A 26999-nucleotide genomic window follows, 5' to 3' on the forward strand; every position below is an offset into this window, starting at 1 on the left:
CGAGCCGACCGGGGTCCCTGTTCGCGCAACCGCGAACGAGGACCCCGGTCGGTTCCCACGTCGGGGCGAACAGGCGATCGAGCGCATCAGGAGCGCGATCCCCGTGGACCGTCCCCCGACAACGCGGAATCGCGGATCGCCCGCATTCGGAATTCCCGTGATCGGTTGATCGATTCCCCATTGCCATCGCAGGGGGAATCCGCCGGAATCGAATGGGAACAGCGGCGAATTCCGACTTTCGAAGAGCGGGAACCACCATTTCCGCTGCTCAGCGGGGGAAGCCATTTCCAGCGCTTTCCGGTGAAGGCCCCAGCCGAGGGTGTAGGCCGGTGACCAGGCCGTTCTCCGCTATGCGAGTGCCCCTCGGTTGTCACCCTCCGCGACGGCATTCCGCTCGACCCCCTCATGATCGGCGCCTCGGCACCAAACGAGAGGGCGTCGGGAATCGACCAATGGAGACGCTAAAGCGTGGCGGGGATCACCCGTTAGGAGCAGAAAGCCCATGCCACCGGGGCCCGCCCGCGGCGAACGCGGGCGCCCCGGTGGACACGTCAGCGACGGGGTTGCGGCTTCCAGACCACGAGCGCGGTCTCGTGGCGCAGCGGCACGAGGTCGCGGCGGTAGGTCTTGTGCACGGACGCCGCGGCGTGGTCGGCGGCGGCCAGGGCGTTGGCCAGTTCCTGGGTGAGTTCGGCGAGTCGGCCGCGGAGGGCGTCGACCTCGTTCTCCAGGTCGATGATCCGCTTGATGCCCGCCAGGTTGACGCCGTCCTCCTGGGATAGGCGCTGGACCTCGCGCAGCAGCACGATGTCGCGCATCGAGTAACGGCGGCCGCCGCCGGAGGTGCGGCCGGGGGAGACCAGGCCGAGGCGGTCGTAGCTGCGGAGCGTCTGGGCGTGCAGACCGGACAGCTGGGCCGCCACCGAGATCACGAAGAAGGGGGTGTCCTCGTCGGTGCCGGGCGGGAAGGGGAACCCCGGTGTCGTCATGTCACCCTCCCCTTGCTCTCCAGCAGTGCGTTCAGCTCCGCCCGCGGGTCGTGCTGCGCGGTGGCCTCGGCGTAGGCCTTCAGGGCCTCCTCGGCCTTGGAGTCCATGTCGTTCGGGACGGCCACCTGCAACGTGATGAGCAGGTCGCCGACCTTGCCGTCGCGCTTCTCGATGCCCTTGCCCTTGGCGCGCAGAACGCGACCGCTGGCAGTGCCCGCGGGCACCTTCAAGGTCACCTTGCCCTCCAGCGTGGGCACCGTCAACGTCGTGCCGAGCGCGAGTTCGGCGAACGACACGGGCACGTTGAGCGTGAGGTCGTTGCCGGTGCGCCCGAAGTAGGCGTGCGGGTTCACGTGGACCCGCACGAACAGGTCGCCGGTGGGCCCGCCGTTGCGGCCCGGTTCCCCTTGTCCCGCAAGGCGGATGCGCTGGCCGTCGTCGACCCCCGAGGGGATCCGGATGGTCAGCGTGCGGGTCTTGGTGCTGACGCCGTCGCCACCGCACTCGGAGCACGGGTCGTCGATGATCTTGCCCGTGCCCCGGCAGTCCTGGCACGGCTCGCTGAACGCGAACGCGCCCTGGCTGCGGGTCACGAGGCCCGCACCACCGCAGTTGGTGCAGGTGTGCGGGACGGTGCCGGGCTTCGCGCCGGACCCGCCGCACGTGGCGCAGGCGGCCGGGCTGGACAGGCGCATCGGCACCGTCGCGCCCTTGACCGCCTCGGTGAAGTCGATGCGGACGTCGGTCTCGACGTCCTCGCCGCGCCGCGGCCGCGTGGCCGACGAGGCGTTGCCGCCGCGCCGGTTGAACAGCCCGCCGAGCAGGTCGCCGAGGCCACCCGCGCCGCCGGCCTGCCCGCCCGCGCGGTTGAACACGTCGCCGACGTCGAACCTGTTGCCGCCGCCACCGCCGAAGCCGCCACCGCCGCCGAAGCCACCGCCGCTGGAGAACAGCCTGCGGGCCTCGTCGTACTGCTTGCGCTTGGCGGTGTCCGACAGCACGCCGTTCGCCTCGGACACGGCCTTGAAGCGCGCCTCGGCCTTGGCGTCACCGGGGTTGGCGTCGGGGTGGAGTTCCCTGGCCAACTTCCGGTACGCCTTCTTGATCTCGTCGGCCGAGGCGTCGGAGGAGACGCCCAGCTCGCGGTAGAAGTCCTTTTCGATCCAGTCCCTGGCGCTCACCGGACGTCTCCTCCTTTCCTTGAGTTCCTAGTCCTGTGCCTGGTCTGGCACAGGGACGCCGCTCGCCTCGAAGTCGGTCACCGCGACCAGCGCGGGCCGCAGCACGCGCTCGCCGAACCGGTAGCCGCGCCGCAGGACGGCGCTCACGGTCGGGCCCGCCACGTCCGGGGACGTGTTGTGCTGCACGGCCTCGTGCACCGCCGGGTCGAACGGTTCGCCGTCGTGGCCGAACGACTCGAGCCCGGTGTGCTGGAGCGCGGCGACGAGCTTGTCCGCCACGGCCTTGAACGCGCCGGTCAGGTCGCCGTGGGCGGCGGCCCTCTCGACGTCGTCCAGCACGGCCAGCAGCTCGCCCGCCACCTGCGCCTTGGCGTTGGAGACCACGGCCTCCCGGTCGCGCTCGACGCGCTTGCGGTAGTTCGCGTACTCCGCGGTCAGCCGCTGGAGGTCACCCGTGCGCTCGTCGAGCTGCGCCTTGAGCTCGGCGGCCGGGTCCTCCTCGAAGATGATCTCGGGCGCCGCGTGCTTGCCGCCCTCGAACTCGACGTCGAGCACCTCGGCCTCGACGACCTGGTCCGCTTCCGGCTCGGGCAGGCGGTGGTCCTCCACCGCCTGGTCCGGCCGCTCGTCCTCGTGCGGGTGGGTCACTTCTTCTCGTCCTCGTCGACGATCTCGGCGTCCACGACGTCGTCGGCGCCCTTGTCACCGGCGGCCGCGCCGGGAGCGCCCTCGGCGCCTTCGGCACCGGGAGCCGCGCCACCCGTGTTGGAGTACAGCGCGGTGCCGATGGCCTGCGACTCGGTGGCGAGCTTCTCCACCGCCGCGCGGACCGCGGAGATGTCGGCGCCCTTGAGCGCCTCGTTGGTCTCGGCCACGGCGGCCTTGACCTTCTCCTTGACGTCCTCGGGGAGCTTGTCCTCGTTCTCCTTGACGACCTTCTCGGTCTGGTAGACGAGGGTCTCCGCCTGGTTGCGGACCTCGGCCTCGTCGCGGCGGCGCTTGTCCTCCTCCGCGTGGGCCTCGGCGTCCTTGACCATGCGCTCGATGTCGTCCTTCGGCAGCGCGGAGCCACCGGTGATCGTCATCTTCTGCTCCTTGCCGGTGCCCAGGTCCTTGGCGCCGACGTGGACGATGCCGTTCGCGTCGATGTCGAAGGTGACCTCGATCTGCGGCAGGCCGCGGGGGGCCGGGGGCAGGCCGGTCAGCTCGAACATGCCGAGCTTCTTGTTGTCCGAGGCGAAGTCGCGCTCACCCTGGAACACCTGGATCTGCACCGACGGCTGGTTGTCGTCCGCCGTCGTGAAGATCTCGGACCGCTTGGTCGGGATCGTCGTGTTGCGCTCGATGAGCTTGGTCATCACGCCGCCCTTGGTCTCGATGCCCAGGGACAGCGGGGTGACGTCGAGCAGCAGGACGTCCTTGACCTCGCCCTTGAGGACACCGGCCTGGAGAGCCGCGCCGACGGCGACGACCTCGTCCGGGTTCACGCCCTTGTTGGGCTCGCGGCCACCGGTCAGCTCCTTGACCAGCTCGGCCACGGACGGCATGCGGGTGGAACCGCCCACGAGCACGACGTGGTCGATGTCGCCGACGGAGACGCCGGCGTCCTTGATCACGTTGTTGAACGGCGCGCGGGTGCGCTCCAGCAGGTCGTTCGTGATGCGCTGGAACTCGGCGCGGGACAGCGTCTCGTCCAGGAACAGCGGGTTCTTGTCCGAGTCGACCGTGATGTAGGGCAGGTTGATGCTGGCGTTGTTCGAGCTGGACAGCTCGATCTTCGCCTTCTCAGCGGCCTCGCGGATCCGCTGGAGCGCCATCTTGTCCCTGGTCAGGTCGATGCCGTTCGCGGCCTTGAAGCGCTCGACCAGCCAGTCGACGACGCGCTGGTCCCAGTCGTCGCCGCCGAGGTGGTTGTCACCGGAGGTCGCCTTGACCTCGACGACGCCGTCGCCCAACTCCAGCAGGGACACGTCGAACGTGCCGCCGCCGAGGTCGAAGACGAGGATCGTCTGCTCCTTCTCGCCCTTGTCCAGGCCGTAGGCCAGGGCGGCGGAGGTGGGCTCGTTGACGATGCGCAGGACGTTGAGACCGGCGATCTGGCCGGCTTCCTTGGTGGCCTGGCGCTGGGCGTCCTCGAAGTACGCGGGCACGGTGATCACCGCGTCGGTGATCTCCTCGCCCAGGTACGCCTCGGCGTCGCGCTTCAGCTTCATCAGGACACGCGCGGAGATCTCCTGCGACGTGTACGCCTTGCCGTCGATCGCCTCGGTCTTCCAGTCGGTGCCCACGTGCCGCTTCACCGAGCGGATCGTGCGGTCGACGTTGGTGACCGCCTGGTTCTTGGCGGGCTGCCCGACGAGGACTTCGCCGTTCTTGGCGAAGGCCACGATGGACGGGGTGGTGCGTGAGCCCTCGGAGTTGGCGATCACCGTCGGCTCGCCGCCCTCCAGGACCGCGACGACGGAGTTGGTCGTCCCCAGGTCGATGCCGACTGCTCGCGCCATGAATTCCTCCTGGTAGTACGTGCTGGTGGGTATCGCGTTGAGCGTTACCGGCTCAAGTTTGCCAGGTCCATCGGACTTGAGTCCAACAGGCTCAACCTTCTTGCCTGTCCAACGGACGGCCCACCGGCGTTGTTCCCGGATCGGAGTGATCCGGGCCACGCCCCCGCACGGGTCAGAAGTTCGACAGCACGTCGATGACCACGTTGGTGATCGTCGTCGGGTCCTTGGCGTCGTACTTCTTCGCGCCGGTGCCCTTGGAGACCGTCGCCAGCGCCTCGGCGCCCGCCTTGTTGTTGGCGTCCAGCTCGCTGCCGTAGGCGATGGTGAACACCCGCACCGGCTTGTCGCCCGACGCGTCCTTGGCCCTGATGGCGGCGATCAGCTCGTCGGGCGCCTGGATGCCGCGCGCCTTGTCGTTGACCCCGTCGGTGAGCAGCACCACCGCGTTGATCGAGTTCGGGTCGTAGGTGCCGCGCACCGAGTCCACCGCCGCGTCGATCGTGTCGTAGAGCCCGGTCGCGCCGTCCGCCGTCAGCCCGTCGATGTTGGCCGCGAGGTCCTGCCTGCGCGTGCCGTCCATCGGCCCGATCGGCACCAGCGGCACGAAGTCCGAGCCGTTCGCCCCGATGCCGGAGGAGAACTTCCACAGCCCGACCCGGTCGGAGTCGCTGAACCCCTCGGCGAGCTGGCGGATCGCGGGCTTCACGAGTTCCAGCTTCGTGGCTCCGGTGCCGGGGACCTTCTCCTCCATCGACAGCGAGGAGTCGATGCACACCAGCACGTTCGTGGGCTTGCGCAGCTTCGTCCAGCTGGCCAGGACCTTGGCGACGACCTCGTTGGTCGGGTTGCCGAGCGACTTGGTCTCCGCCTTCGGCAGCCACCCGTAGGCGGGCCCGTCGGGGTCGATCGGCTGCTCCTTGTAGTCCCGGAACCCGTACTTGGCGAACTCGCGCTGCACCTCGTCGGAGTGCAGGTAGGAGAGGAAGTCGTCGGCCACCGCGCTCTTGGCCGCGTCGAGCCCGTTGAGCTCGATGAACGGGTGGTCGGAGTACAGCAGGCCTTCCTTGGGGTAGACAGCGACCAGCTTCGTCTTCGGCGGGTCGGTCTTCGTGCAGCCCTCGTCGTCGCTGTAGGACCCGCAGGTGTACCCGGCGTTGTAGGCGATCACCGAGTTCTCCGACATCGTGACCGCCGAGATGTAGCCGAGGCCCGCGGCCTCGTCGCCGTCGGCCTCGGCCTGCCGCAGGTTCGACAGGAACGTCAGCGTGGTCTTGCCGTAGTGCACGACGGAGTGCTCGATCGCCTTCATCCGCTGCGCCACGGCCTCCTTGTCCACGTCGTCCGGCCGCAGCTCGCGGATGCTGCCGTTGGCCGAGAACAGCGCGCCGAGGGTGGCGTGCAGCCCGGACGTGGAGTAGGTCGGGTTGGTCTTGCCCAGCTTGAACGCGCCCCACTCGGGGTGGCCCTTGGTCGCCCAGAAGTGCGGGTCACCGGCCCAGGTGGCGATGTCCTCCCAGCCGATCTTCGCCTCCGGCCAGCCGAGCGCGCGGGCCATCGGCTCCGGCATCGCGATGATCGACGGGCTGGTCGTGATCGCCGGGCCGCTGTCCTCGTCCGGGAACAGCGCCTTCGTCTCCGGCGTGGCCAGCTGCTTGGCCAGCGGCAGCCACACCGACGCGGCGGGCGACCACACGTCGGGCTTGCGGCCGTCCTTCTCGGTCCACCCGCGCGCCAGCGCGGCCATCGCCGTGCCGGAGTCGACCGACGTCACGTCGACCTTGACGCACTGGCCGTCCGCCTCGTGCGCGCCGTAACCCGCCGCGAGCTCGGCCATCTGCTTCGGCTTGTCCACCGACGCGGCGACCGTCAGGTTCGCGGTGGGGTTCGAGCAGGTGGGCAGGGCCGTGGCCACCTCCGGCGCCGACCCGGAACCACCGCCGCCCTTCGGCCAGAACACGAACCCGAGCACCACCAGCACCACGAGCAGGAAGGCGATGCCGACGCCCCAGCGCGCGCGGGGGCTGCTGCTGAACCGGAGCGCCGAGCCCGTCGTCGTCACGGCCGACGCCGCGGCCACGGGGGCGGGTGCCGCCGCGGCCGTGGACTTCGCGTGGTCCCACCACGGGCGCCACTGCTCGGGGTTGTCGCCGCAGGCCGTGATGTAGGCGCTGGTCAGCTCCCACGCGGGCAGCGCGTGGCCGTCGGTGGCGTGCGCCAGTGCCGGTTCGGAGTAGCCCGACGCCGCCGCCACGTCGGCCAGGCTCAGCCCGACCTCCTCGCGCAGCCGGACCAGCCGGTAGGCGAACGCCTCCGCGGGCGGGCCGTCGGGGCTCAACGGGTTCATGGCGCCACACCGCGCTCGAACGGCACGCAGGACTTCGACAGCATGGTTCGGCAAACCCCTCACTCGACGGTCCGGATGACCCCATCGTGTTCACCAGATCGTCCGAGATCGAATGGGCGGCACGAATCTACCCGTCCTATCACCTGATCGGCCCAACCGGAACAGCGGAAAGCGGGCGTTCCCGCAGGAACACCCGCTTTCCCCCGAAGCGATCAGGCGGCCTTGAGCACCAGGTCGCCGCTGCCCGCCGAGAGGTTCAGCTCGAACTGGCCCGCGGGGTCGTTCTTCACGTCGACCTGCTTGTCGCCGCTGTCCGCGTCGACGGTCACCCGGTAGGCGGCGCTGGGCACCGTCACCGTCACGTCGCCGCTGCCGGATTCGGCCTTCACGTTGTGCGGCTTGGCCAGCTCGACCACCACGTTGCCGGAGCTGGCGTGCGCGAAGACGTCGCCGTCGACCTTCTCGGCGCGGACGTCGCCCGAGGAGTTGTCGATCTGCGCCTCGCCGCGGACGTCGGACAGGACGACGTTGCCCGAGCCGATCTTGCCCGTGAACGCGCCGCCGATGTCGGTGCCGTTCACGTCGCCGGAGTTGTTGTCCAGCCGCACGGTGGTCGCGATGCCGCGCACCGTCGCCTTGCCGGAGCCGACCGCGACGTCGACGCTCGCGACGCCCTGGGCCTCGAAGTCACCGGACCCGAGCTCGCCCTTGACGGTCGTCTCCTTGGACGGGACGGCGACGTCGTAGTAGGCCTCGCAGCCGTTGCCGCAGCCGCTGAGCACCAGCGCGCCACCGCTCACCTGGTGCGTCGGGCCGCTGGGCTTGGACGCGGACTTGGAGTACTTCAGCGTCCGCTTGATGGTGGTGGCGCCCGCGCCCTCGACGGAGCGGATCTTGACGTCACCGCCGTCGTTGTCGATCTGGACCGTCGTGATCTGGTCGTTGACCGTGTAGTCGTCGGAGGAGCTCTCCTGGGTCAACCTGACGCCGCAGGCCGACAGCGACAACGTCGTGGCCACCGCCGCGACGGCTAGCAACGCGATTCGCTTACCCACCACTGCCCCCTTGGTCTCACCGGTCATGCCATGAACGCTAGGGGCGGGAGCCCCGGCGCACACCACGGTGGCCCCCCGGTTCCATACGGGGGCTATCCCTACCCCCTCAGGCCAGGTCCTCCACGACGGCGCGCAGCGCGGGCGCGCACCGGGCCGGGTCCTCCAGGAAGCGCTGGGACGCGATCACGTGGTTCGGCGTCATCCGCTCCCACACCAGGCCGTCCACCGGCACGTCCGTGATGACCAGCCGGAACGGCTTCACCTGCCTGCCCAACCTGATCTCGACGCCGCGCACGACCTCGCCGATGGGAAGCGCCCCCGGACGGGGGCGCTCGCCGCGGGTGGACTCCCAGGCCGCTGCGGGATCCCGCAACGCCCTGACCGCGGCCCGCAGGGCCGGACGGGTCAGCAGCGACGTCGAGTCCTCGTTGGTCGGGATCGACCGGACGTCGACGGGCGTCTCGGCGCGGGCGTGGTCGAGCACGTCGGCCCACCACCCGAGCCACTCCTCGGTGACGCCCGCCCGGTCGACACCGGGTGGGATGAACACCGGCACCGACGGGTCGAGGCCCGGCAGTTCCGGCACGGTGTCCACCGACAGCGCGAGCGTGTCGCGCAGGAACAGCGCGGTGTTCACCGCCTGGTTGGTTCCATGCCCGACCTGCCACGACTCACGACCGGCGAACCTCATGCCCCCATTGTCCCGCCGCGGAGCCGATCCAGGTGCTCCTGCGGACGTATCAGGTAAGACACAACCGGTTCCAGATCCGCCACGCTCGGTGGCTCGTCGGCGATCAGCCCCTGCATCAGCAGCCCGTCGAGGGCGGCGAGGAACCCGCGGAAGGCCACCGGGTCGGTGTTGTACGGCCGCGCGGCCTCCGTGATGAGGTCGAGCCACCGGCGCGCGGCGGGCCGGAGTTCCGGCCTGCGGGCGGCGAGCAGGTACAGCTCGTACTCGGCCATCGTGCGGCCGCGATGCACGCCCACCAGGTCGGCGAGCCGCTGGGTGATCTCGCCGACGCCGCTGTCCGGCGCGTCGACCAGCTTGACGATCAGCCCGCTGATGTCGTCGGCGAGCTTGTCCGCCGACCACGTCAGGGTCGCGATCAGCAGGTCGTCGAGGGAGGCGAAGTAGTAGGTGGTGGACGTCGTCGGCACGTCGGCCTCGCGGGCGACCGACCGGTGGCTCACGCCGGACACGCCGTCGCGCTCGATCACCCTCAGCGTCGCCTCCAGGATCGCCTGCCTGCGGCGTTCCCCCCTGGCCCGTCTGCCGTCCACCTGTTCGCTCAGGGCGCGCTCCCCAACTCGATCGTGATCACGCCGCAGATCACCAGGGCGAGGCCGACGACCATAGTGGGCGTCAGCCGTTCGCCGAAGAACACGGCTCCGATGCCCGCGATCGCGGCGATGCCGAAGGCGCTCCACACCGCGTAGGCGAGCCCGATGGGCATCCCGCGTTCGAGGACCTTGGCCAGCGCCGTGAACGCGATCAGGTAGCCGACGACCACGATGACGGTGGGAACGGGCCTGGTGAAGCCCGCCGACACCTTCAGCGAGACCGTCGCGGCCACCTCGCCGAGCACCGCGACCGCGAAGATCAAGTAGGTGAGCACGCGTTCTCCAACCCCTGGCGCCGGAACGCGGCGGTGGGTTCCGACGCGTTGATGGTGCGGGCAGAAGGGGCCGAACGAGGGAAGACGGGCCGGGCCGGCAGCTTTCTGACAGCTTCCTCCCCGCTCGGCCCGGCGACCGCCGGAACCGTGTAGCGGTGACGACAAACTATTGGAACAAGTGTCCCACAAGTCAGGTGTTGATCGATACACTTCTGCGACCCCCGCCACGCCCAAGTGGTTACCGGTGAGTAATGAGGCGTAATCTCCTCAGCCACGAGCTTCTGGAGAAAGGCCGCCACCACATGGGAGCCCTGCAACTGGTCCTCGGCATCATCGGCGTGGCCGTCAGCGTCGTGGCTTGGGCCGTCTTCGTCTCCGGCGCCGTCCGGATGGTGCGGATCATCCGACTCGGCCAGCCCGACCCGACCCGCACCGGACCGTTCGGGCCGCGGCTGCGGACGATGGTCGTCGAGTTCGTCGCGCACACCCGGATGGCCAAGGTGCGCAGCGTCGCCCCGTGGCACTGGATGGTGATGTGGGGCTTCCTGCTCGGCTCCGCCGTGCTGTTCGAGGCCTACGGCGAGATCTTCGACCCCGCGTTCCACTGGCCCGTCATCGGCACGTGGGCGCCGTGGCTGCTGCTGGTGGAACTCCTCGGCATCGGCACCGTCGTCGGCGGCGTGGCGCTCGCGATCATCCGCCAGCTCAACCACCCCCGGCGCGCGGACCGCGTGTCCCGCTTCGCCGGGTCGAGCTTCAAGTCGGCGTACTTCGTCGAAGCGGTGGTGATCGTCGAGGGTCTCGGCATGCTCGGCGTGAAGGCGTTCAAGCAGTCCAGCGGCCTCGAGGACCCGCCGCTGTGGTCCAGCTTCGTGACGGGGCCACTGTCCGAACTGCTGCCCGCGTCGACGGACTGGGTCTCGATCATGGCCCTGGTCAAGCTGCTGTCCGGCATGATCTGGCTGGCCGTCGTCGGCAAGAACCTCACCATGGGCGTCGCCTGGCACCGGTTCAGCGCGTTCTTCAACATCTACTTCAAGCGCGAGGACGACGGCTCCGTCGCGCTCGGCGCGCTGCGCCCGATGATGAGCGGCGGCAAGGTCCTCGACCTGGAGGAGGCCGACCCCGACGAGGACGTGTTCGGCGTCGGCAAGGTCGAGGACTTCACCTGGAAGGGCCTGCTGGACTTCAGCACCTGCACCGAGTGCGGCCGCTGCCAGTCCCAGTGCCCGGCGTGGAACACCGGCAAGCCGCTGTCCCCCAAGCTGCTGATCACCCAGCTCCGCGACCACGCGAACGCCAAGGCCCCGTACCTGCTGGCGGGCGGCCGCAAGGACATGGCGGGCGACGAGGTCGGCATCACCGGCGACGACTACCAGAAGCGCCTGGAGTCCATCAACGTCCTGGCGCTAGCCGAAGCCGAACGCCCCCTGATCGGCGGCCCCGACGAGATGGGCGTCATCGACCCCGACATGCTCTGGTCCTGCACCAGCTGCGGCGCCTGCGTCGAGCAGTGCCCCGTGGACATCGAGCACGTCGACCACATCGTCGACATGCGCCGCTACCAGGTGCTCATCGAGTCGAACTTCCCGTCCGAGCTGGGCGGCATGTTCAAGAACCTGGAGAACAAGGGCAACCCCTGGGGCCAGAACTCCAAGGACAGGCTGGCGTGGACCGAGGGCCTCGACTTCGAGGTGCCCGTCTTCGACGGCGAACTCGGCGACGCCGAGTACCTCTTCTGGGTCGGCTGCGCGGGCGCCTTCGAGGACCGCGCCAAGAAGACCACCCGCGCCGTCGCCGAGTTGCTGGACACCGCGGGCGTCTCCTACACCGTCCTAGGACCGGAGGAGACCTGCACCGGCGACCCGGCGCGGCGCGCGGGCAACGAGTTCCTGTTCCAGATGCTCGCCCAGCAGAACGTCGAGGTCCTCAACTCCGTCTTCGAGGGACGCGAACCCGGCAAGCGCAAGATCGTCGTCACCTGCGCCCACTGCTTCAACACCCTCGCCAACGAGTACCCGCAGGTCGGCGGCCAGTACGAGGTCGTCCACCACACCCAACTGCTCAACAAGCTCGTCCGCGAACGCAGGCTGGTCCCGGTCTCCGAGGTCACCGAGGACATCACCTACCACGACCCCTGCTACCTCGGACGGCACAACAAGGTCTACGACGCGCCCCGCGAACTCCTCGGCGCCTCCGGCACCACGCTCCGCGAAATGCCCCGCCACGGCGACCGCTCCATGTGCTGCGGCGCGGGCGGCGCGCGGATGTGGATGGAGGAGCGGATCGGCAAGCGCATCAACGTCGACCGCGTCGACGAAGCCCTCGGCACCGCCCCGTCGAAGATCGCCACCGGCTGCCCGTTCTGCCGCGTCATGCTCACCGACGGCCTGACCGCCCGGCAGAACGAGGGCAAGGCGGCTGCGCACATCGAGGTCGTCGACGTCGCCCAACTGCTGCTCACCTCCGTCCGCCGCGGCCTGGAGAAGCCCGTCGACACCCCGGCCGACACCCCCACGGACGAAGTCCCCACCGGCACACCGCTGCCGACGGAGGACAAGACTCCGAGCAGCTGATCCACTCCACGACAGCGCCCCCCGATCCATTCGGATCGGGGGGCGCTTCCACATCCGGACCACGAGCACTATCACGTCCACAAGCCGCCGAACCCCGAACAACCCCCACCCGTCCCTGGGGGGCGGCCCCGAGGCCAGTCTACCTGCGGTGGGTGGTCAGCAGGGTGATGTGGATCTTGCCTGTGGACAGTGCCGCGACCTGTGGACAGGCGCTTGACAGTCAGGCCTCGTCGGTCACCTTCTCGTACACGATATTCAGCACCCAGCCCGTGATGGCGACGATGATCGCGCCCCAGAACGCGGGCCAGAAGCCGGTGACCTCGAACGGCAGGCCGACCGCCTCGGAGATGTAGCCCGCGAGCCAGAACAGCAGGCCGTTCACGACCAGGCCGAAGAGTCCGAGGGTCAGGAGGTAGAAGACGCAGCCGAGGAGCTTCACCACCGGCTTGATGATCGCGTTGATCAGGCCGAAGACGAGTGCCACCAGCACCAGCGTGCCGATCTTCGCCGGGGTGGACGCCTCACCCAGATCGATGCCGGGGATCACGGTGGACACCCACACCGCTACCGCCGTCAACAGCACCTGCACCAAGAATCCCATGCCGCAGGCTAACCGCGCAGGTCACGTGCGCGCGGGACGTTCCGACACGTCGCGTCGCGGAATCGGCGGGACCGCCCGTGTCCTCTGTGGACGCGAGCGGCCCCACCACCCCGTGCACCTGATTTCGAGATCCCACAGGTGAAGACTCCGGAAACGTCCCGTTTGTTGCCTTCGCGGCCCGATCTCACCCGGACGCACCAATGGGCGGCGAGCGGCGCGCCGCAATAGGGTCTTCACCATGAGCGAGGACGCGGCAGATCAGGGCAGCGAGAGCAAGGTCACCGTGGTGCTGGCCCTCGCCGTGAACCTTGCCATCGCGATCATGAAAGCGGTGGCGGGGATCATCACTGGGTCGGCGGCGATCCTGTCGGAGGCCGCCCACTCGGTCGCCGACACGTTCACCGAGGCCCTGCTGCTGACCGCCCTGCGCAGGTCGGACAAGCCCGCGGACCGCAAGCACCCCTTCGGCTACGGCAAGGAGCGGTACTTCTGGTCGCTGCTCGCCGCCGTGTCGATCTTCGCGTCCGGCGCGATGTTCGCGTTCTACGAGGGCTTCCGCACGGTGTTCGGCGAAGCCGAGGAGCAGACGCGGCCGCTGGTCGGCTACATCGTGCTGGCGCTCGCGTTCGCCATGGAGTCCGTGTCGTGGGCGCAGGCGGTCCGCCAGGTCCGCCGCGAGTCCAAGGCGCAGGACCGCTCGATCGTCGAGTACCTGAAGCTGTCCGACGACCCGACGGTGAAGACCGTGTTCCTGGAGGACTCGGCGGCGCTGACCGGCCTGCTGATCGCGTTCGCCGGTGTCGGCCTGCACCAGCTCACCGGCTCCTCGGTGTGGGACGGCGTCGCGTCGCTCGCCATCGGCGTGCTCCTCGCGGCCGTCGCGTACTCGCTCGCGCGCACCAACCGCGGCCTGCTCATCGGCCGCCAGGCCGACCCCGTGATGATCAAGGCCATCGGTCAGCGGCTGCGCGAGGCACCCGAGGTCGAGGCCGTGGTAGACCTGCTCAGCATGCTCACCGGCACCGACCGCGTGCTCCTGTGCGCCCGCCTCGACTTCGACGACGCGCTGGGCGCGGCCGACCTGGAACGCGCCTGCGTGCGCATCGATGGCGAACTGCGCGCCGAGTTCCCCGACCTCGACGAGATCTTCTTGGAGCCCGTTCCCCGTAACGATCCCGCGATGCGCGAACGCGTCCTGTCCCGCTACGGCTTCAACCTCTAGCGGTTCGTGTCCGTCCGGTGGAAGTTCAGGTAGGCCCGCGACGGCGTCGGCCCCCGCTGCCCCTGGTACCGCGACCCCGCCTGCGCCGACCCGTACGGGAACTCGGCCGCGCTGCTCAACTGGAACAGGCAGAGCTGCCCGATCTTCATGCCGGGCCACAGCGTGATCGGCAGGTTCGCCACGTTCGACAGCTCCAACGTGATGTGCCCCGAGAACCCCGGATCGATGAACCCCGCCGTCGAGTGCGTCAACAGCCCCAACCGCCCCAACGACGACTTGCCCTCCAACCGCCCCGCCAGGTCGTCCGGCAACGTCACCTTCTCGAACGTCGACCCCAGCACGAACTCACCGGGATGCAGCACGAACGGCTCGTCCGCCTCCGCCTCCACCAGCGACGTCAGGTCGTCCTGCTGGATCGACGGATCGATGTGCGTGTACTTGGTGTTGTTGAAGACCCGGAAGAACCGGTCGAGTCGGACGTCGATGCTCGACGGCTGCACCATCTCCCCGTCGAACGGGTCGAGCAGCAACCGACCGGACTCGACCTCTTTGCGCAGATCACGATCACTCAGCAACACGTGCCACAGCCTAACCGCGCCCACCCACCCCGGCCCCACGCCAGCACGCCAACCACTCAACGCACGCCGGCGCACCCTGTGTATGATCGGTCCCGCAGCACACGCGGGTGTAGTTCATTGGTAGAACGACAGCTTCCCAAGCTGTAGAGGCGGGTTCGATTCCCGTCACCCGCTCCACCACGAAGGCCCAGGCAAGAGCCGGTTTCCGGTTCGCCTGGGCCTTTGTTCTTGATGTCGTCAGCACGCCGCGTGTCGGAGAGATCTTCCCGCTTCCAGCGAGGTGCGGTCCAACCTCGACGACCTGATGATGATCACCGGCACGCTCCTCGAAGCGGTCGGCGGCGCACGAGCCTGCGTCATGCTCACCGAATGGTCCCAGTTCCGTGACCTGGGCCGGGAGGGCCATCGCCATGGGCGGGGGCACGCGACCAGCGTGAGGGAAAGAACGGTCGGTCTTGAAAATCTCACCTGAGCGTGCCATCGTGCCTCTAGCAACACCGATCGTTCTTTCTTCCTGAGTCGAAGGGACTCCTATGTTCAGGAACCTCCGTCACGAGGCTGCGGCCCTCGTCGAGCCCACCGCGATCGAACGCGCGGATCGGGGCACCCGATGACCGCCGCCACCGGGACCCTGGCGGTCGGGTCCGCGCCCGCGTTGCGCTCGCTCTACTTCGTGCGGTTCGGCTTCGCCGTGGTGTGGGCCGGCCTGGTGGCGCTGACCGCGTCCGACCTCGGCGTGGCGGCCGCGGTGCTGCTGGTGGTCTACCCGCTGTTCGACGTGGGCGCGGCCGTCGTCGACGCGCGGTCGTCGCGGTCGCGGGAACTGGTGCTGAACATCGTGATCAGCTCGCTGGCCGCCCTCGGACTGGTCTTCGCCGCGACCTCCGGCAGCATTCCCGCGACGCTGCGGGTGTGGGGCGCCTGGGCCATCCTGTCCGGGATCGTCCAGCTGGTCGTCGCCCTGAAGCGGCGCAAGCTCGGGGGGCAGTGGGCGATGATCCTCAGCGGCGGGATCTCCACGCTGGCGGGCGCGTCCTTCATCGTGATGGCGTCCCAGGACGGTGCGTCGCTGACGAGCCTCGCCGGGTACGCGGCCATCGGCGGGGTGTTCTTCCTGGTCTCGGCGATCCGCCTCGGACAGGCCGCCCGAACCGCCTGACGCACGGCCCGGTCGGCGAGGACGTCGCGCCGACCGGGAATCGGCTAGGCGCGCGGGCGGGCGTTGCCGAGGCGGATGCCGCTGAACCCGAGGGTGCTGGTGGTGATGGCGTCCCACAGCGGCCACAGGGTGGTGAGCAGGCGGAGTTGGATGCCCGCTTCCTCGTGCAGCGCAAGGAGGTCGCCCACGGGTTCCACCGGGCCGAGGGGCTCCACCGGTTCGGTGGCCACGTGGGCGTGGGCGTCGTCGCCGAACAGTGTGAAAGCGCTTGCCGGTAGGCGGTAGGCGTAGAGGCGGGCGGTGCGCAGTACTTCGAGCCAGTGGTGTTCGACGGCGTGCAGGCGCACCTCGCCGGGGCCCAGCAGGCGGGTGGCGTCGTCGGTGGTGGTCGTCGGTGTCGTCCAGGCCATGGCCCTGGGGCAGTCCCGCGGGAACCAGTAGTCGGGGCACCTCGGTCCGTCCACCGCCCAGACGTACGGGGTCCGCTGACGCGCGGTCGGTGCCACGTGCGGGGTGAAGCGGGTGATGGTGGGGTCTTCGGAGAAGTGCAGCACCTGACCCGGTCCGGGTCTCAACGGTTCGTCCTCGTCGGCATGCCTCGACGGTAGGGCCGCACGAGCGGAAGGGGCCACCCGGAGGTGGCCCCTTCGGATCACGCCTTGACCGACAGCGGTTCGTCGTCGGCGGGCTTGGACTCGTCGTCGCTGTTGAGGGACTCCAGCAGGAGGTCGCGGTCCTCCGACGGTTCCGGCTTCAGCAGGCCGAAGCCGATGTAGAGGATCAGCGACACGATGAGCGGTGTCGCCACCAGGACGCCCTTCGTGACGAAGGCGGCCTTCTGGAGTTGCTCGATGTAGAGGAACGCCCAGACGCCCAGTCCGCCGACGACCGAGGCGATGGCGGCCGACGGGCCGAACTTCCGGAACCACGGCAGCAGGCCGAGCATCAGCGGGATCGCGATCGGGCCCATGGTCGCGGCCACCAGGTCGACGACGACCTTGAGGACGAAGCCCTGGCCGCCCGAGGTGATGGCGATGACCATGCTGAAGCCGATGAACAGGAACGTGGTCACCCTGGCCAGTTTCAGCTGGGCGTCCGCGTTCAGCCGGGTGATGCCCTTCCACAGCTTGGGCAGCATGTCCCTGGTGATGACGGCGGAGATCACGTTGGCGTCCGAGGACACCATCGCCATGGTGTGCGAGAAGAACCCGGCGAGCACCAGGCCGATCATGCCCGCGGGGAGCATCGCCTTGCCCATCTCGACGTAGGCCTGCTCGGCGTTGCCGTCCATGCCGGGCACGATCAGCGGCGCCGCCCACATCGGGAAGAACAGGACCAGCGGCCACACGAGCCACAGTCCCGCGGAGAGCAGGGCGGAGCGCTTGGCGGCGGCGCCGGAGGGCGCGGCCATGTAGCGCTGCGCCAGGTTCCACATGCCGCCGTTGTACTCGAGCGTCTTGATCAGGAACAGCGCCATGAAGAACGTGAGCGTGTACGGGCCGGACAGCGGGTCGCTGTGCGACTCGGGGAGCTTGTCCCAGATCGTCCACGTGAAGCTGATGCCGCCGAGGTGCGCCGCGACCGCGACGAACATCGCGATGCCCGCCGCGCCCTGGATGACGAACTGGCCCATGTCGGTGAGCGCGTCGGCCCAAAGGCCGCCCAGCACCGAGTAGACCATCGTCACGGCGCCGATCAGCACGATGCCCCACACGATGGGCACGCCCGCGAAGCCGCGCAGCAGGATCGAGACGGCGGCCCACTTGGCCGCGATGTCGACGACCTTGAGGACCGCGCCGCACCAGGCCATGAGCTGCTGGGTCGGCACGTTGTACCGGCGGGCCAGGTATTCGAGCGGTGAGGCGACGCCGTGCTTGGCGCGCAACCGGTTCCACCGGCCCGCGAACAGGAACGCGCCGATGCCGACGCCGATGCCGATGGTCAGCGACCACCAGATGTAGACGGTGAGGCCCAACCGGTAGGCCTCGGCGGCGAACGCGACGAACATGACGGCGCTGTAGCCGGACATGTGGTGCGAGATGCCCGAGAGCCACCACGGCATCTTGCCGCCGGCGGTGAAGAAGTCGGCGATGTTCTTGACCCGCCCGCGCGACCAAATACCGATGGCCACCATGACGAAGAAGTACCCAGCGACCACGATCCAGTCGAGGGTGCCCATGAGACCTCCTGGTGTGCACAGTGAGTGCGACCTGTCCGGGTGAGCCGGGCGACACGGGCGGCGGTGCCCAGCTCATCCACACGGGATATGTGACGTTGGTCTTACGAGGCTGTTGCCGTGGGCGGAACCCCTTCACGCGGAACTGACTCACATTTGTGACCCTTGTTCACATATGTGCGCATCACCGCTGGTCCGAGCGGCACAAGATCCCACGGTGTGTAGTTGCCCACAGCTGCCAGGCCCTCCTGCGGACACACGTCGAAAATGGATAAGCGCAGGTGGGGGCGCATTCGACCCGGTCGAGGAATCCGCGCAACCGGGTGACGGCCATCCCAGTGGGTGACAAATTGCGGCAAAATGCCTAAAACGGGCGCGGCCGAACGGGTGTGCGGCTCGTTGGAGCAGGTGACTTCACGGTTGCGGTACCTCACATCCGCGTGCAGCCCCTTGCCGGGGTTACTGACAGGTAATACCCTGTTGTTACCGGTCAGTAGGGGACAGGCCCCGCACCTTTCGGGAGTGAGTGACGAGATGGGCCACTACAAGAGCAACGTCAGGGATCTCGAGTTCAACCTCTTCGAGGTCTTCAACGTGCAGGACCACCTCGGCACTGGTCCGTTCGAACAGTCCGACGAGGACACCGCGCGAGGGGTGCTGGCCGAGCTGAACAAGCTGGCGGTCGGCCCATTGGCGGACTCGTTCGCCGACTCGGACCGCAACCCCCCGGTCTTCGACCCGAAGACGCACTCCGCCACGCTGCCCGAGTCGTTCAAGAAGTCGTACCAGGCGCTGTGGGACGGCGAGTGGTACCGCCTCTCGCTGTCGAACGAGCTGGGCGGCTACGGCGTGCCGCCGTCGGTGCAGTGGGCGGCGTCCGAGCTGATCCTGGGCTCGAACCCGGCCGCGTACATGTACATGGCGGGCCCGAGCTTCTCCTCGGTCGTCTACAACAACGGCACCGAAGAGCAGAAGCAGTGGGCCAAGACCTGCATCGAGCACGGCTGGGGCGCCACGATGGTGCTGACCGAGCCCGACGCGGGCTCCGACGTCGGCGCCGGTCGCACGAAGGCGTTCCTCCAGGAGGACGGTTCCTGGCACATCGACGGCGTGAAGCGGTTCATCACGTCCGCCGACCAGGACCTGACCGAGAACATCATGCACCTGGTGCTGGCGCGGCCCGAGGGCCCCGGCATCGAGGCGCGGCCCGGCACCAAGGGCCTGAGCATGTTCCTCGTGCCCAAGTTCCACTTCGACGGCGAGACCGGTGAGCTGGGCGAGCGCAACGGCGCCTTCGTCACCAACGTCGAGCACAAGATGGGCCTCAAGGTCTCCACGACCTGCGAGCTGACGTTCGGCCAGCACGGCACGCCCGCCAAGGGCTGGCTGCTGGGCGAGGTGCACGACGGCATCGCGCAGATGTTCGAGGTCATCGAGCACGCCCGGATGATGGTCGGCACGAAGGCCATCGGCACGCTGTCGACCGGCTACCTCAACGCCCTGGCCTACGCCAAGGAGCGCGTGCAGAGCGCCGACCTGACGCGGATGACGGACAAGACCGCTCCGCGCGTGGCGATCACGAACCACCCGGACGTCCGGCGCAGCCTGATGCTCCAGAAGTCCTACGCCGAGGGCCTGCGGGCCGTCTACCTGTACACGGCGACGTTCCAGGACAGGATCGCGCTCGGCGGCGAGGACACGGCGCTGGCGAGCAAGGTCAACGACCTGCTGCTGCCGATCGTGAAGGGCGTCGGCTCCGAGCGGGCCTACGAGCAGCTCGCGCAGTCGTTGCAGACCCTCGGCGGGTCGGGCTTCCTCCAGGAGTACCCGATCGAGCAGTACATCCGGGACTCGAAGATCGACTCGCTGTACGAGGGCACGACCGCGATCCAGTCGCTGGACTTCTTCTTCCGCAAGATCGTCCGGGACAAGGGCCAGGCGCTCGGGTTCATCAACGGCGAGATCCAGCGGTTCCTCGACAACGAGGGCGGCAACGGTCGTCTCAAGGAGGAGCGCGCGCTGCTCAAGCAGGGTCTCGAGGACCTGCAGGGCATGCTCGGCGCGATGATCGGCTTCCTGACCACGTCGCAGGAGGACGTCCGCAACATCTACAAGGTCGGCCAGAACTCCGTGCGCCTGCTGCTGACCGCGGGCGACGTGCTGGTCGGCTGGCTGCTGCTGCGCCAGGCGGAGGTGGCGCTGGCGAAGCTGGCGGGACCGGTGTCCGCCAAGGACAAGTCGTTCTACGAGGGCAAGGTCGCGGTGGCGTCGTTCTTCGCCCGCAACGTCCTGCCGGAGCTGACCTCCCGCCGCAAGGTGGCCGAGTCGACCGACAACTCGCTGATGGACGTGGACGAGAGCTCGTTCTAGACCTGAACCGAGAACGGCGGCGCCCCGACCGGATCCGGTCGGGGCGCCGCCGTTTTGGCTGCTACCGCGTCACTTGTGGGAGCGGGCCGCGGCGAAGCAGTAGATGCCGAAGCCCAGGAACCCCAGGGCGATGACCGCGAGCAGGAACACGCCGTAGGGCTCGGCGGCCAGCGTGTGCAGCGCCTTGTCCAGGCCGCCGGACTGCTCCGGGTCCGCGTTGATCGCGGCGATCCCGACCAGCAGGCCGATGATCGCGTAGGCGAGGCCCTTGCCGATCCAGCCGATGCGGCCGGTCCGCTCGACGAACTTGCGGGTGCCGTTGGGCAGCTCGCCCATGTTCAGGTCTTCCTCGAAGCTCTTCTTCACGCCCTTGCGGATCACGACGAACGCGATGACCAGCACGCCGAGCGCGACCGCGCCGACGATGAACTGCCCGCCGGGCCAGCCGAGGACGACCGCCGTCAGCTCCTTCTGCTGCTTGCTGGAGTCGCCGCCGCCCGCGCCGTTGGCGTACTTGATGGCCGCGAAGGCGAGGATCACGCCGGTGACGGCGCGCGAGGCGGCGCCGATCCGCTTGCCGATCCGCTTGCGCTCCTTGGGGATCCACGTGTAGCCGATGGCGGCTTCCAGCAGCTGCCAGAGGGCGAACGCGAACAGCCCGACCGCCGTCACCCACAGCAGGAACGGCCCGTAGGACGTCTCGGCGATCTGCCCCAGCGCGCCCTTCTGGTCGGCCTGCTCGCCGCTGTCACCCATCACGACCTGAGCCGTGATGAACGCCAGCATCACGTACAGGATGCCGTAGAAGACCATCCCCACCCGGCCTGCGACCTGCACGACCGGATTCTCGTTGACCTCACGTGCAGCGGTCTGCGCTTTGCCCACGGCGGAACTCCCATCACTCGGACGAGTGATACCCACCCAACACGTCCTTCACACGCGAAAACCCGTCCAGCAGTGCGCTGGACGGGCTTCGCGGGTGGAACGGGGATCAACCGGCGGGCTTCGGCCCGCAGACGATCTTCGGCGACGGGTCGTACTTGACCGTGCGGTTCTCCCTGCGGATCTCCGCGCCGCCCATGTCCTTGATGATCTTGGTGTCGGTGACCGTGAAGCCCTGCGCGCCGTTGCCCGCGGCGCACGGCTGGGTCTCCTTGTAGACGGTCTGCGGCTCGGTGAAGTTCGACTTCTCGCTGGTCGTGCCCTCGATCTGGTAGCGCTTGGTGCCCCAGAGGACGACCTTCAGCGTCGACGGCGTCCAGATCGTCTGGATCGCCACGCCGGTCTCGGAGTCGTTGGTGAACCGCAGGTCGATGACGCTGGAGCCGTCCGGGTTCTCGAACACGGTGGCCTCGCGGCCCGCCGGGTACCGGGTGATCCAGTAGCTGTGCTCCTGGTGGCCCGCGTCCTTCATGCCCGCGTAGTACGACGCGTTGTACAGCGTGGTGGCGAACTGCGAGATGCCGCCGCCGACCGCGCGGCTGGGGGCGCCGTTGTCGATGATGCCCGCCTCGACGTACCCCTGCTGGGCCGCGCGCTGGCCGGTGTAGCCGTTGAGGCTGAACGTGTCGCCGGGCTTGACGATGGCGCCGTCCACCTTGGCCGCGACGACCTTGATGTTCGTGCCCGAGTCCGCCGCGAAGCCACCGGTCTCGAAGGAGCCGATGACCTCCTTGATGCCCAGCTTGTTCGCCGCCTCGGTGGTCACCTTGGCGGGCGTCTTCTTGTACTCGGCCTTGATCTCGCGCTGGTCGGTGGCCTTGAGGACGTCGAGGCCCTTCTCCAGGCTCTTGTCCCAGTCGATGCCGACGCCGTCGACGGACTCCTTGACGACCGGGGCGCCGCTGTCGAACACGACCTCGGCGTCCTTGCCCTCCTTCTCGGTCTCCTTGAGCTGGGGACCGGCCACCTCGGCGAACTTGGCGTTGTCGATCCTCGCGTTGAGCGCGCCGCCGTCGGCGGGCTCGAAGACCAGCACCCCGGCGATCTGCTCGGGAGCGAGGCTCGCGTCCTTGCCCTCGCCCTTGACGACGACCGGCGACGCGACGGCGGGCTTCGCCACCTCGTTGAGCGCCTTCTCGACGCCCTCCTTGGTGGTCTTCACCGGCGTCGTGGCCACGGGGAGCGTGAGCTCGCCCTTCGCCCAGTCCGCCAGGACGACGCCGGTCGCCTTGTCGAGTTCGAGCTTCTGGCCCTGCTTCGGGTTGACCGCGCTGGGCGTCGCGCCGTCGAACTTGATCGTGCCCTCGGATGGGTCGTGGTCCGTGGTGGCGCGCATGCCCTCCAGCAGGGCGGTGAGCTTCGCCTGGTCGTTCTGGGTGGCGAAGCCGACCTCGCGGGAAGTGAAGAACGACGTGAGGCGGGTGAACGGCGACAGCGGCTGGTCGCCCGCGCGGTTGACCGTGGCGGCCCAGTCGAGCGTCAGACCGGCGGCCTTCGGGTCGATCGTGGTGTCGACGTCACCGGCCTGCACGGCGATCGGCAGGGTCAGCCGCGGCTCGATCTGCTGGCGCAGCTTGGCTTCCGCCTCGCCGTGGCTCATGCCGCCGACATCGACGCCCGCGACCGTGACGCCGCGCGGCACGTTGCCGCTGGAGACCAGGATGTCCAGGCCGTACAGCGCGACCAGCACGCCGGCGGCCGCGCCGGCGATGATGCCGATCTTGCGCAGCCGCTTCCTGCGGGCATCGGGGTTGGCCTCGACGTCGCCGTTCTCGTTCTGCTCGACCATGACCAGGTTGTGGGCCGCGGTCGGCTCGTCGGAGGCGGGCGGGTTCTGGGCGCCGAAGAACGCGGTCGCCTGCGCCGCGGGCTGCTGCGGGGTGGGCTGCTGCGGCGTGGGCGGGACGAACGGCGGCGGGGGCGGCTGCATGGTGCGCACCGTTGGCGCGGCGGCGAACTCGGCCTCCCCGTCGGGCTCGTGCTCGGGCCAGCCGCCGTTCTGCGGTGCCTGGAGCGAGGCAACGGAGAACTTCGTCGTCTGCTCCGACGCGTTCCCCTGCGGGCGGACCGGCTCCATCGCCATGGTCCGCTCGGCCTCGTACTCGGGTCGCTGCTTGTCCGGCACCGCGCCCCCTCCTGGCTCGTCAAAGGTGGTCTTGCGAGTAGTTACCGGAACGCCATCACGCGGTGATCACGTTCGGGGGTGTCACAGGTAAAGACCGGTCCCCTGATCGGTTTGCTCGGTCGCGGTCGCGTGCACGTCCCGCTCCCGCATGACCAGGTAGGTCTGCCCGTTGATCTCGACTTCGAGCTGGTCGTCCGGGTTGAAGAGCACCCGGTCCCCGACCTTCACGTGGCGCACGTGCGTACCGGTGCCGTGGACGTCCCCCCAGGAGAGGCGCTTCGCCATCTGGGCCGTGGACGGGATCACGATGCCACCGCTGCTGCGGCGCTCCCCGTCCTCGGGCGAGATCCGCACCAGGACGCGGTCGTGCAGCATCTGGATCTCGAGCTTGACATCAGCCACTCGGGGAGTCTACGTGCCAGGAGACGTGGTCCGGACCAGGTGTCCACCACTAGATGTCGTCCATACCGCCCATCAGCAGCGGCAGCCTGTTGGAACCGCCCTTTGTCACACGAACGGGTACACCCCAGTCCTGCCGGGTCAGGCGGCAGACCGGATGGTCGACCGCGGGGTCGTCCGTGCAGCTAGCGGCCTGTGCGACGACGTGCAGCACCCCCTCGGTGAACCCCTCCGCGATCCGCAGCTTCCGGGTGAGGTCGGTGCCGACGCCGTCACCGTCCAGCAACAGCTCTGGTGGCGAACTCGTGACCTCCAGGCGTGTCGAGGGGCCGTACCGGTCGTCCAGCTTGGTCCCGGTGGGCGGGGTGAAGACGATCGTCAGCTCCAGGTCGCCCGCGCCGATCTCCGACGGCGGCCTGCGCACCCGGTGCGCCTCCCCGGAGACCAGTTCCGCGGCCACGCCGGGCGCCACGGGGCGGTCCAGCCGGTGCGCGGCCGACGCCACGACCACCAGCTCGCCGTCGACCAGCACCGCGTCCGACGGCTCCGCGATGCCGACGGCCAGCGTGGACACCTCGTCGGTGCTCGGGTCGTAGCGGCGCAGGGCCCCGTTGTAGGTGTCGGAGATCGCGACGCTGCCGTCCGGCAGCGCGGTCACGCCGAGCGGGTGCTGGAGCAGCGCTTGGTCGGCCTTGCCGTCGCGGTGGCCGAAGTCGAACAGGCCCTTGCCGATCGCGGTATGGACGACGCGGTCCGCGTCGAGCCAGCGCAGCGCCGAGGTCTCCGAGTCGACCAGCCACAGCCGGTCTCCGTCCGCCGCGAGCCCCGAGGGCTGGGCGAAGAACGCCTCCAGCGCGGGCCCGTCGCTCAGGCCTTCGACGGTCGTGCCCGCGAGGCGGCTGAGCCGGTTGGCGACCGGGTCGAACAGGCCGAGGGTGTGGTTGCCCGCCAACGCGATGGCCACGCCCCGCGCGGGCTCCCACCACGCCACGTCCCACGGGCTGGTCAGGTCGATCCCGTCCGCGGGCCCGTCGGTCGGACCGTTGCGCCACTGCTCGCCGGTGCCCGCGACCGTGGTCACCTCGCCGGTGTCCAGGTTCAGGCCGCGCAGCAGGTGGTTGACCGTGTCCGCGACGACCGCGTGGTACCCGACCAGCCCGGCGACGTCGTCAGGTAGCAGGGCGATGCCCGCGGGCTCGGAGAACGTCGGGCGCGGTCCGTCCTCGCGCCCCCGTTCACCGGTACCGATCCGCCTGACCACCGTCTCGCCGTCGGCCTCCAGCTCGACCAGGCCGTGGTGCGCCGAGTCCGCCACCAGCAGCGTGCCCCGCTTCGTGAGCACCGCCTTCGCCGGGAACCGCAGCTCCGTCGCGGCGGGCGGCGGCGGCACGTACAGCCCGCCCCCGCGGTGCAGCGTCCCCTTCGCCCCGTGCTCCGCGACCAGCTCGGTGATCACCTGCCGCAACGCGTCGACGTGGCCCTCACCTGCCGCGACGTGCACCACGTACCCCTCGGGGTCGACCAGCACCAGCGTCGGCCACGCCTTCACCGCGTACGCCTGCCACGTGGTCAGCTCCGGGTCGTCCAGCACCGGGTGGTGCACCTCGTACCGCTCCACCGCCGCCACCAGCGCGTCCGGGTCGGCCTCGTGCACGAACTTCGGCGAGTGCACCCCGATGGTCACCAGCACGTCCGCGAACTCGGCCTCCAGCGGCCGGAGCTCGTCGAGCACGTGCAGGCAGTTGATGCAGCAGAACGTCCAGAAGTCGAACAGCACGACCTTGCCGCGCAGGTCGGCCAGCCTGACGTCCTCACCACCCGTGTTGAGCCAGCCGCGGCCGACCGGTTCGGGGGCGCGGACACGGGCACGGCGGCGTGGGGCGGTGGTCACGACCGAAGTCAACAACAAGCCACCGGGCGGGTGTTCCGGTGTCCGGAATGTGGGACGTGGGGTGTGGGGTGTGGGGTGTGGGGTGTGGGGTCAGTACGTCTGGAGTTCGACCAGGTTGCCCTCGGGGTCGCGCAGGTGGGCGGTGCGCAGGCCGGGGCTCCAGAACGGGCGGTCCTGGGGTTCGGCGACGAGGGTGGCGCCGTGGCGGGTGAAGCAGGCGGTGGCGTGGTCGAGGTCGTCGACGTGCATGACCAGCATCGACGTGTCCTGGGCGGTGGGGGTGTCAGGCAGGTCGGTGGTGCCGGCGGCGGCGGCCATGGTGGCACGGCCGAACAGGACCAGACCGGTTCCGCCGTCGATGTCCCAGTTCGCGTAGGAGCCCTGGGGGATCACCTTCACCGGTTCCACGCCGACCAGGTCGCGCAGGACGGCGGTGTAGAAGGTGACGGCGGTGTCGAAGTCGCGGACCAGCAGTCGCGGGTAGAGGGCGTCCATGCCCCGATCATGCGCTAGCTCCGGACGGTTCGCGGCCCGACCACCTCGGCACCCAACTCGGTGACCCGGCGGCGCAGCTCGCGGTCGGCCGTGACGACCACGCAGCGCCGATCCGCGCCCTCGTCGCGGACGACCCCGACGATCGTGTCGTCGCCCTCACCTGGTGAGCGGACCACGCGGACGCCGTCGACCGACTCGACGCGGTTGGCCTTGCCCTCGACGACGAGCACGACCTCCATCGCGCCGTCGGCGTCGATGCCGTTCGCGGCCACCGCGACCAGGGAGTCGCGCAGGCGCCCGGCGGCACCGGCGCGGTCGCGCCACCAGCCGTCGGGCACGGAGCCGACGACGTTGGCGGAGTCGACGACCAGGAGGGGCAGTGCGTCCATGCGCGCCAGTTTGTCAGCTTTGGTTGACAACCGCACTTTTGTCACCCTAGGTTGACAAGCATGGAATCGGCGACCGAGTTGGCGGCCACCGCGAACAGCCAGGACCCGCGGCAGGGACTCGCGGCCGTGGCGGCGCTGCGCAGGCTGCTCGAAGAACTGGAAACGGCGCACGTCCGCAACGCCCGCGCACAGGGCTGGTCGTGGGAGGCCATCGCGGCGTCCCTCGGCGTGACCAGGCAGTCCGCGCACAAGAAGCACGCCAGGAGGTAGTGGTGTTCGACCGTTTCGATCCAGCCTGCCGGCGTAGGCGGTCGACGGCGGGAGCGCCGAGGCGGTGCGGGCGCGGATCCATCGGTCACGGGTAGCTTGAAAGCCGCCTGGAATGAG

25 protein-coding genes and 1 tRNA gene are annotated in these 26999 nt (G+C 69.2%); 7 read left to right on the top strand and 19 right to left on the bottom strand.

Features of this window, described 5'->3' with window-relative positions; genetic code table 11:
* Window positions 1–551 precede the first annotated feature (551 nt).
* The 9 genes from RM788_RS24290 to RM788_RS24330 form a co-directional block, all read right to left on the bottom strand.
* Window positions 552–989 carry a heat shock protein transcriptional repressor HspR gene (locus tag RM788_RS24290; RefSeq protein ID WP_106196024.1) on the bottom strand — a complete coding sequence of 146 codons (438 nt, stop codon included), beginning with the start codon at window positions 987–989 and terminating at the stop codon, window positions 552–554.
* Window positions 986–2170 (bottom strand): molecular chaperone DnaJ, encoded by a 1185-nt coding sequence (gene dnaJ / locus RM788_RS24295; protein WP_315934064.1) that lies wholly within the window; start codon window positions 2168–2170, stop codon window positions 986–988. Before dnaJ ends, RM788_RS24290 begins: the two co-directional genes overlap by 4 nt.
* A 27-nt stretch (window positions 2171–2197) precedes the next feature.
* Entirely contained in the window at window positions 2198–2818 is a 621-nt protein-coding gene (gene grpE, locus RM788_RS24300) for a nucleotide exchange factor GrpE (RefSeq protein ID WP_315934065.1), read from the bottom strand.
* Complete coding sequence (gene dnaK / locus RM788_RS24305) at window positions 2815–4674, bottom strand: molecular chaperone DnaK (RefSeq protein WP_315934066.1); 1860 nt, start codon at window positions 4672–4674, stop codon at window positions 2815–2817. Before dnaK ends, grpE begins: the two co-directional genes overlap by 4 nt.
* A 172-nt stretch (window positions 4675–4846) precedes the next feature.
* Window positions 4847–7018, bottom strand: coding sequence for a substrate-binding domain-containing protein (locus tag RM788_RS24310; RefSeq protein ID WP_315934067.1), 2172 nt, complete (start codon window positions 7016–7018; stop codon window positions 4847–4849).
* A gap of 212 nt (window positions 7019–7230) precedes the next feature.
* Entirely contained in the window at window positions 7231–8073 is an 843-nt protein-coding gene (locus RM788_RS24315) for a DUF4097 family beta strand repeat-containing protein (RefSeq protein ID WP_315934068.1), read from the bottom strand.
* Window positions 8074–8179: 106 nt separating this feature from the next.
* Entirely contained in the window at window positions 8180–8764 is a 585-nt protein-coding gene (locus RM788_RS24320; protein ID WP_315934069.1) for a hypothetical protein, read from the bottom strand.
* On the bottom strand, window positions 8761–9366 hold the full coding sequence (locus RM788_RS24325; protein WP_315934732.1) for a TetR/AcrR family transcriptional regulator: 606 nt from the start codon (window positions 9364–9366) through the stop codon (window positions 8761–8763). Before RM788_RS24325 ends, RM788_RS24320 begins: the two co-directional genes overlap by 4 nt.
* A complete protein-coding gene (locus RM788_RS24330; RefSeq protein ID WP_315934070.1) occupies window positions 9363–9689 on the bottom strand; it encodes a DMT family transporter in 327 nt (108 codons plus the stop codon). The genes RM788_RS24325 and RM788_RS24330 overlap by 4 nt, the downstream gene beginning before the upstream one ends.
* A 302-nt stretch (window positions 9690–9991) precedes the next feature.
* Here RM788_RS24330 and RM788_RS24335 point away from each other — a divergent pair, with 302 nt between their 5' ends.
* Window positions 9992–12265, top strand: a complete 2274-nt coding sequence (locus tag RM788_RS24335; RefSeq protein WP_315934733.1) for a (Fe-S)-binding protein — start codon at window positions 9992–9994, stop codon at window positions 12263–12265.
* 220 nt (window positions 12266–12485) lie between these two features.
* Here RM788_RS24335 and RM788_RS24340 read toward each other — a convergent pair whose 3' ends face one another.
* Window positions 12486–12866 (bottom strand): phage holin family protein, encoded by a 381-nt coding sequence (locus tag RM788_RS24340; RefSeq protein WP_315934071.1) that lies wholly within the window; start codon window positions 12864–12866, stop codon window positions 12486–12488.
* A 238-nt stretch (window positions 12867–13104) separates the two neighbouring features.
* On the opposite strand from RM788_RS24340, the gene RM788_RS24345 reads away from it, so the two are divergent.
* A complete protein-coding gene (locus tag RM788_RS24345) occupies window positions 13105–14088 on the top strand; it encodes a cation diffusion facilitator family transporter (protein WP_315934072.1) in 984 nt (327 codons plus the stop codon).
* On the opposite strand, the gene dcd is transcribed toward RM788_RS24345, so the two are convergent.
* Window positions 14085–14666: a dCTP deaminase gene (dcd, locus tag RM788_RS24350; protein WP_315934073.1), complete on the bottom strand. Its 582-nt coding sequence runs from the start codon at window positions 14664–14666 to the stop codon at window positions 14085–14087. The genes RM788_RS24345 and dcd overlap by 4 nt on opposite strands.
* 103 nt (window positions 14667–14769) lie before the next feature.
* Here dcd and RM788_RS24355 point away from each other — a divergent pair.
* The 3 genes from RM788_RS24355 to RM788_RS24365 all read left to right on the top strand — a co-directional run bounded on the left by RM788_RS24355 (window position 14770) and on the right by RM788_RS24365 (window position 15825).
* Window positions 14770–14843 (top strand) — tRNA-Gly (locus RM788_RS24355).
* Window positions 14844–14946: 103 nt separating this feature from the next.
* A complete protein-coding gene (locus RM788_RS24360) occupies window positions 14947–15138 on the top strand; it encodes a hypothetical protein (protein ID WP_315934074.1) in 192 nt (63 codons plus the stop codon).
* Window positions 15139–15276: 138 nt separating this feature from the next.
* The gene (locus RM788_RS24365; RefSeq protein WP_315934075.1) at window positions 15277–15825 is read left to right on the top strand and encodes a hypothetical protein; all 549 of its coding nucleotides are present in this window, start codon (window positions 15277–15279) and stop codon (window positions 15823–15825) included.
* A 44-nt stretch (window positions 15826–15869) separates the two neighbouring features.
* Here RM788_RS24365 and RM788_RS24370 read toward each other — a convergent pair whose 3' ends face one another.
* Window positions 15870–16400 carry a DUF6886 family protein gene (locus RM788_RS24370; protein ID WP_315934076.1) on the bottom strand — a complete coding sequence of 177 codons (531 nt, stop codon included), beginning with the start codon at window positions 16398–16400 and terminating at the stop codon, window positions 15870–15872.
* Between the two features lie 77 nt (window positions 16401–16477).
* Window positions 16478–17959, bottom strand: coding sequence for a sodium:solute symporter family protein (locus tag RM788_RS24375; RefSeq protein WP_315934077.1), 1482 nt, complete (start codon window positions 17957–17959; stop codon window positions 16478–16480).
* 576 nt (window positions 17960–18535) lie between these two features.
* On the opposite strand from RM788_RS24375, the gene RM788_RS24380 reads away from it, so the two are divergent.
* Window positions 18536–20371, top strand: a complete 1836-nt coding sequence (locus tag RM788_RS24380) for an acyl-CoA dehydrogenase (RefSeq protein ID WP_315934735.1) — start codon at window positions 18536–18538, stop codon at window positions 20369–20371.
* Window positions 20372–20440: 69 nt separating this feature from the next.
* Here the strand turns inward: RM788_RS24380 and RM788_RS24385 are convergent, their stop codons facing one another.
* The 6 genes from RM788_RS24385 to RM788_RS24410 all read right to left on the bottom strand — a co-directional run bounded on the left by RM788_RS24385 (window position 20441) and on the right by RM788_RS24410 (window position 26612).
* On the bottom strand, window positions 20441–21256 hold the full coding sequence (locus tag RM788_RS24385; protein WP_315934078.1) for a DUF1206 domain-containing protein: 816 nt from the start codon (window positions 21254–21256) through the stop codon (window positions 20441–20443).
* Window positions 21257–21362: 106 nt separating this feature from the next.
* Window positions 21363–23102, bottom strand: coding sequence for a VanW family protein (locus RM788_RS24390; RefSeq protein ID WP_315934736.1), 1740 nt, complete (start codon window positions 23100–23102; stop codon window positions 21363–21365).
* A gap of 417 nt (window positions 23103–23519) precedes the next feature.
* Window positions 23520–23840, bottom strand: coding sequence for a GroES family chaperonin (locus tag RM788_RS24395; protein WP_315934079.1), 321 nt, complete (start codon window positions 23838–23840; stop codon window positions 23520–23522).
* Between the two features lie 49 nt (window positions 23841–23889).
* Complete coding sequence (locus tag RM788_RS24400) at window positions 23890–25728, bottom strand: NHL domain-containing thioredoxin family protein (protein WP_315934080.1); 1839 nt, start codon at window positions 25726–25728, stop codon at window positions 23890–23892.
* Window positions 25729–25818: 90 nt separating this feature from the next.
* Entirely contained in the window at window positions 25819–26223 is a 405-nt protein-coding gene (locus RM788_RS24405) for a VOC family protein (RefSeq protein ID WP_315934081.1), read from the bottom strand.
* 14 nt (window positions 26224–26237) lie between these two features.
* Window positions 26238–26612: an NYN domain-containing protein gene (locus tag RM788_RS24410; RefSeq protein ID WP_315934082.1), complete on the bottom strand. Its 375-nt coding sequence runs from the start codon at window positions 26610–26612 to the stop codon at window positions 26238–26240.
* A gap of 60 nt (window positions 26613–26672) precedes the next feature.
* On the opposite strand from RM788_RS24410, the gene RM788_RS24415 reads away from it, so the two are divergent.
* Entirely contained in the window at window positions 26673–26882 is a 210-nt protein-coding gene (locus tag RM788_RS24415) for a helix-turn-helix domain-containing protein (RefSeq protein WP_315934083.1), read from the top strand.
* Window positions 26883–26999: the final 117 nt, after the last annotated feature.

It is taken from the genome of Umezawaea sp. Da 62-37, from assembly GCF_032460545.1.
Classification (GTDB): domain Bacteria; phylum Actinomycetota; class Actinomycetes; order Mycobacteriales; family Pseudonocardiaceae; genus Umezawaea.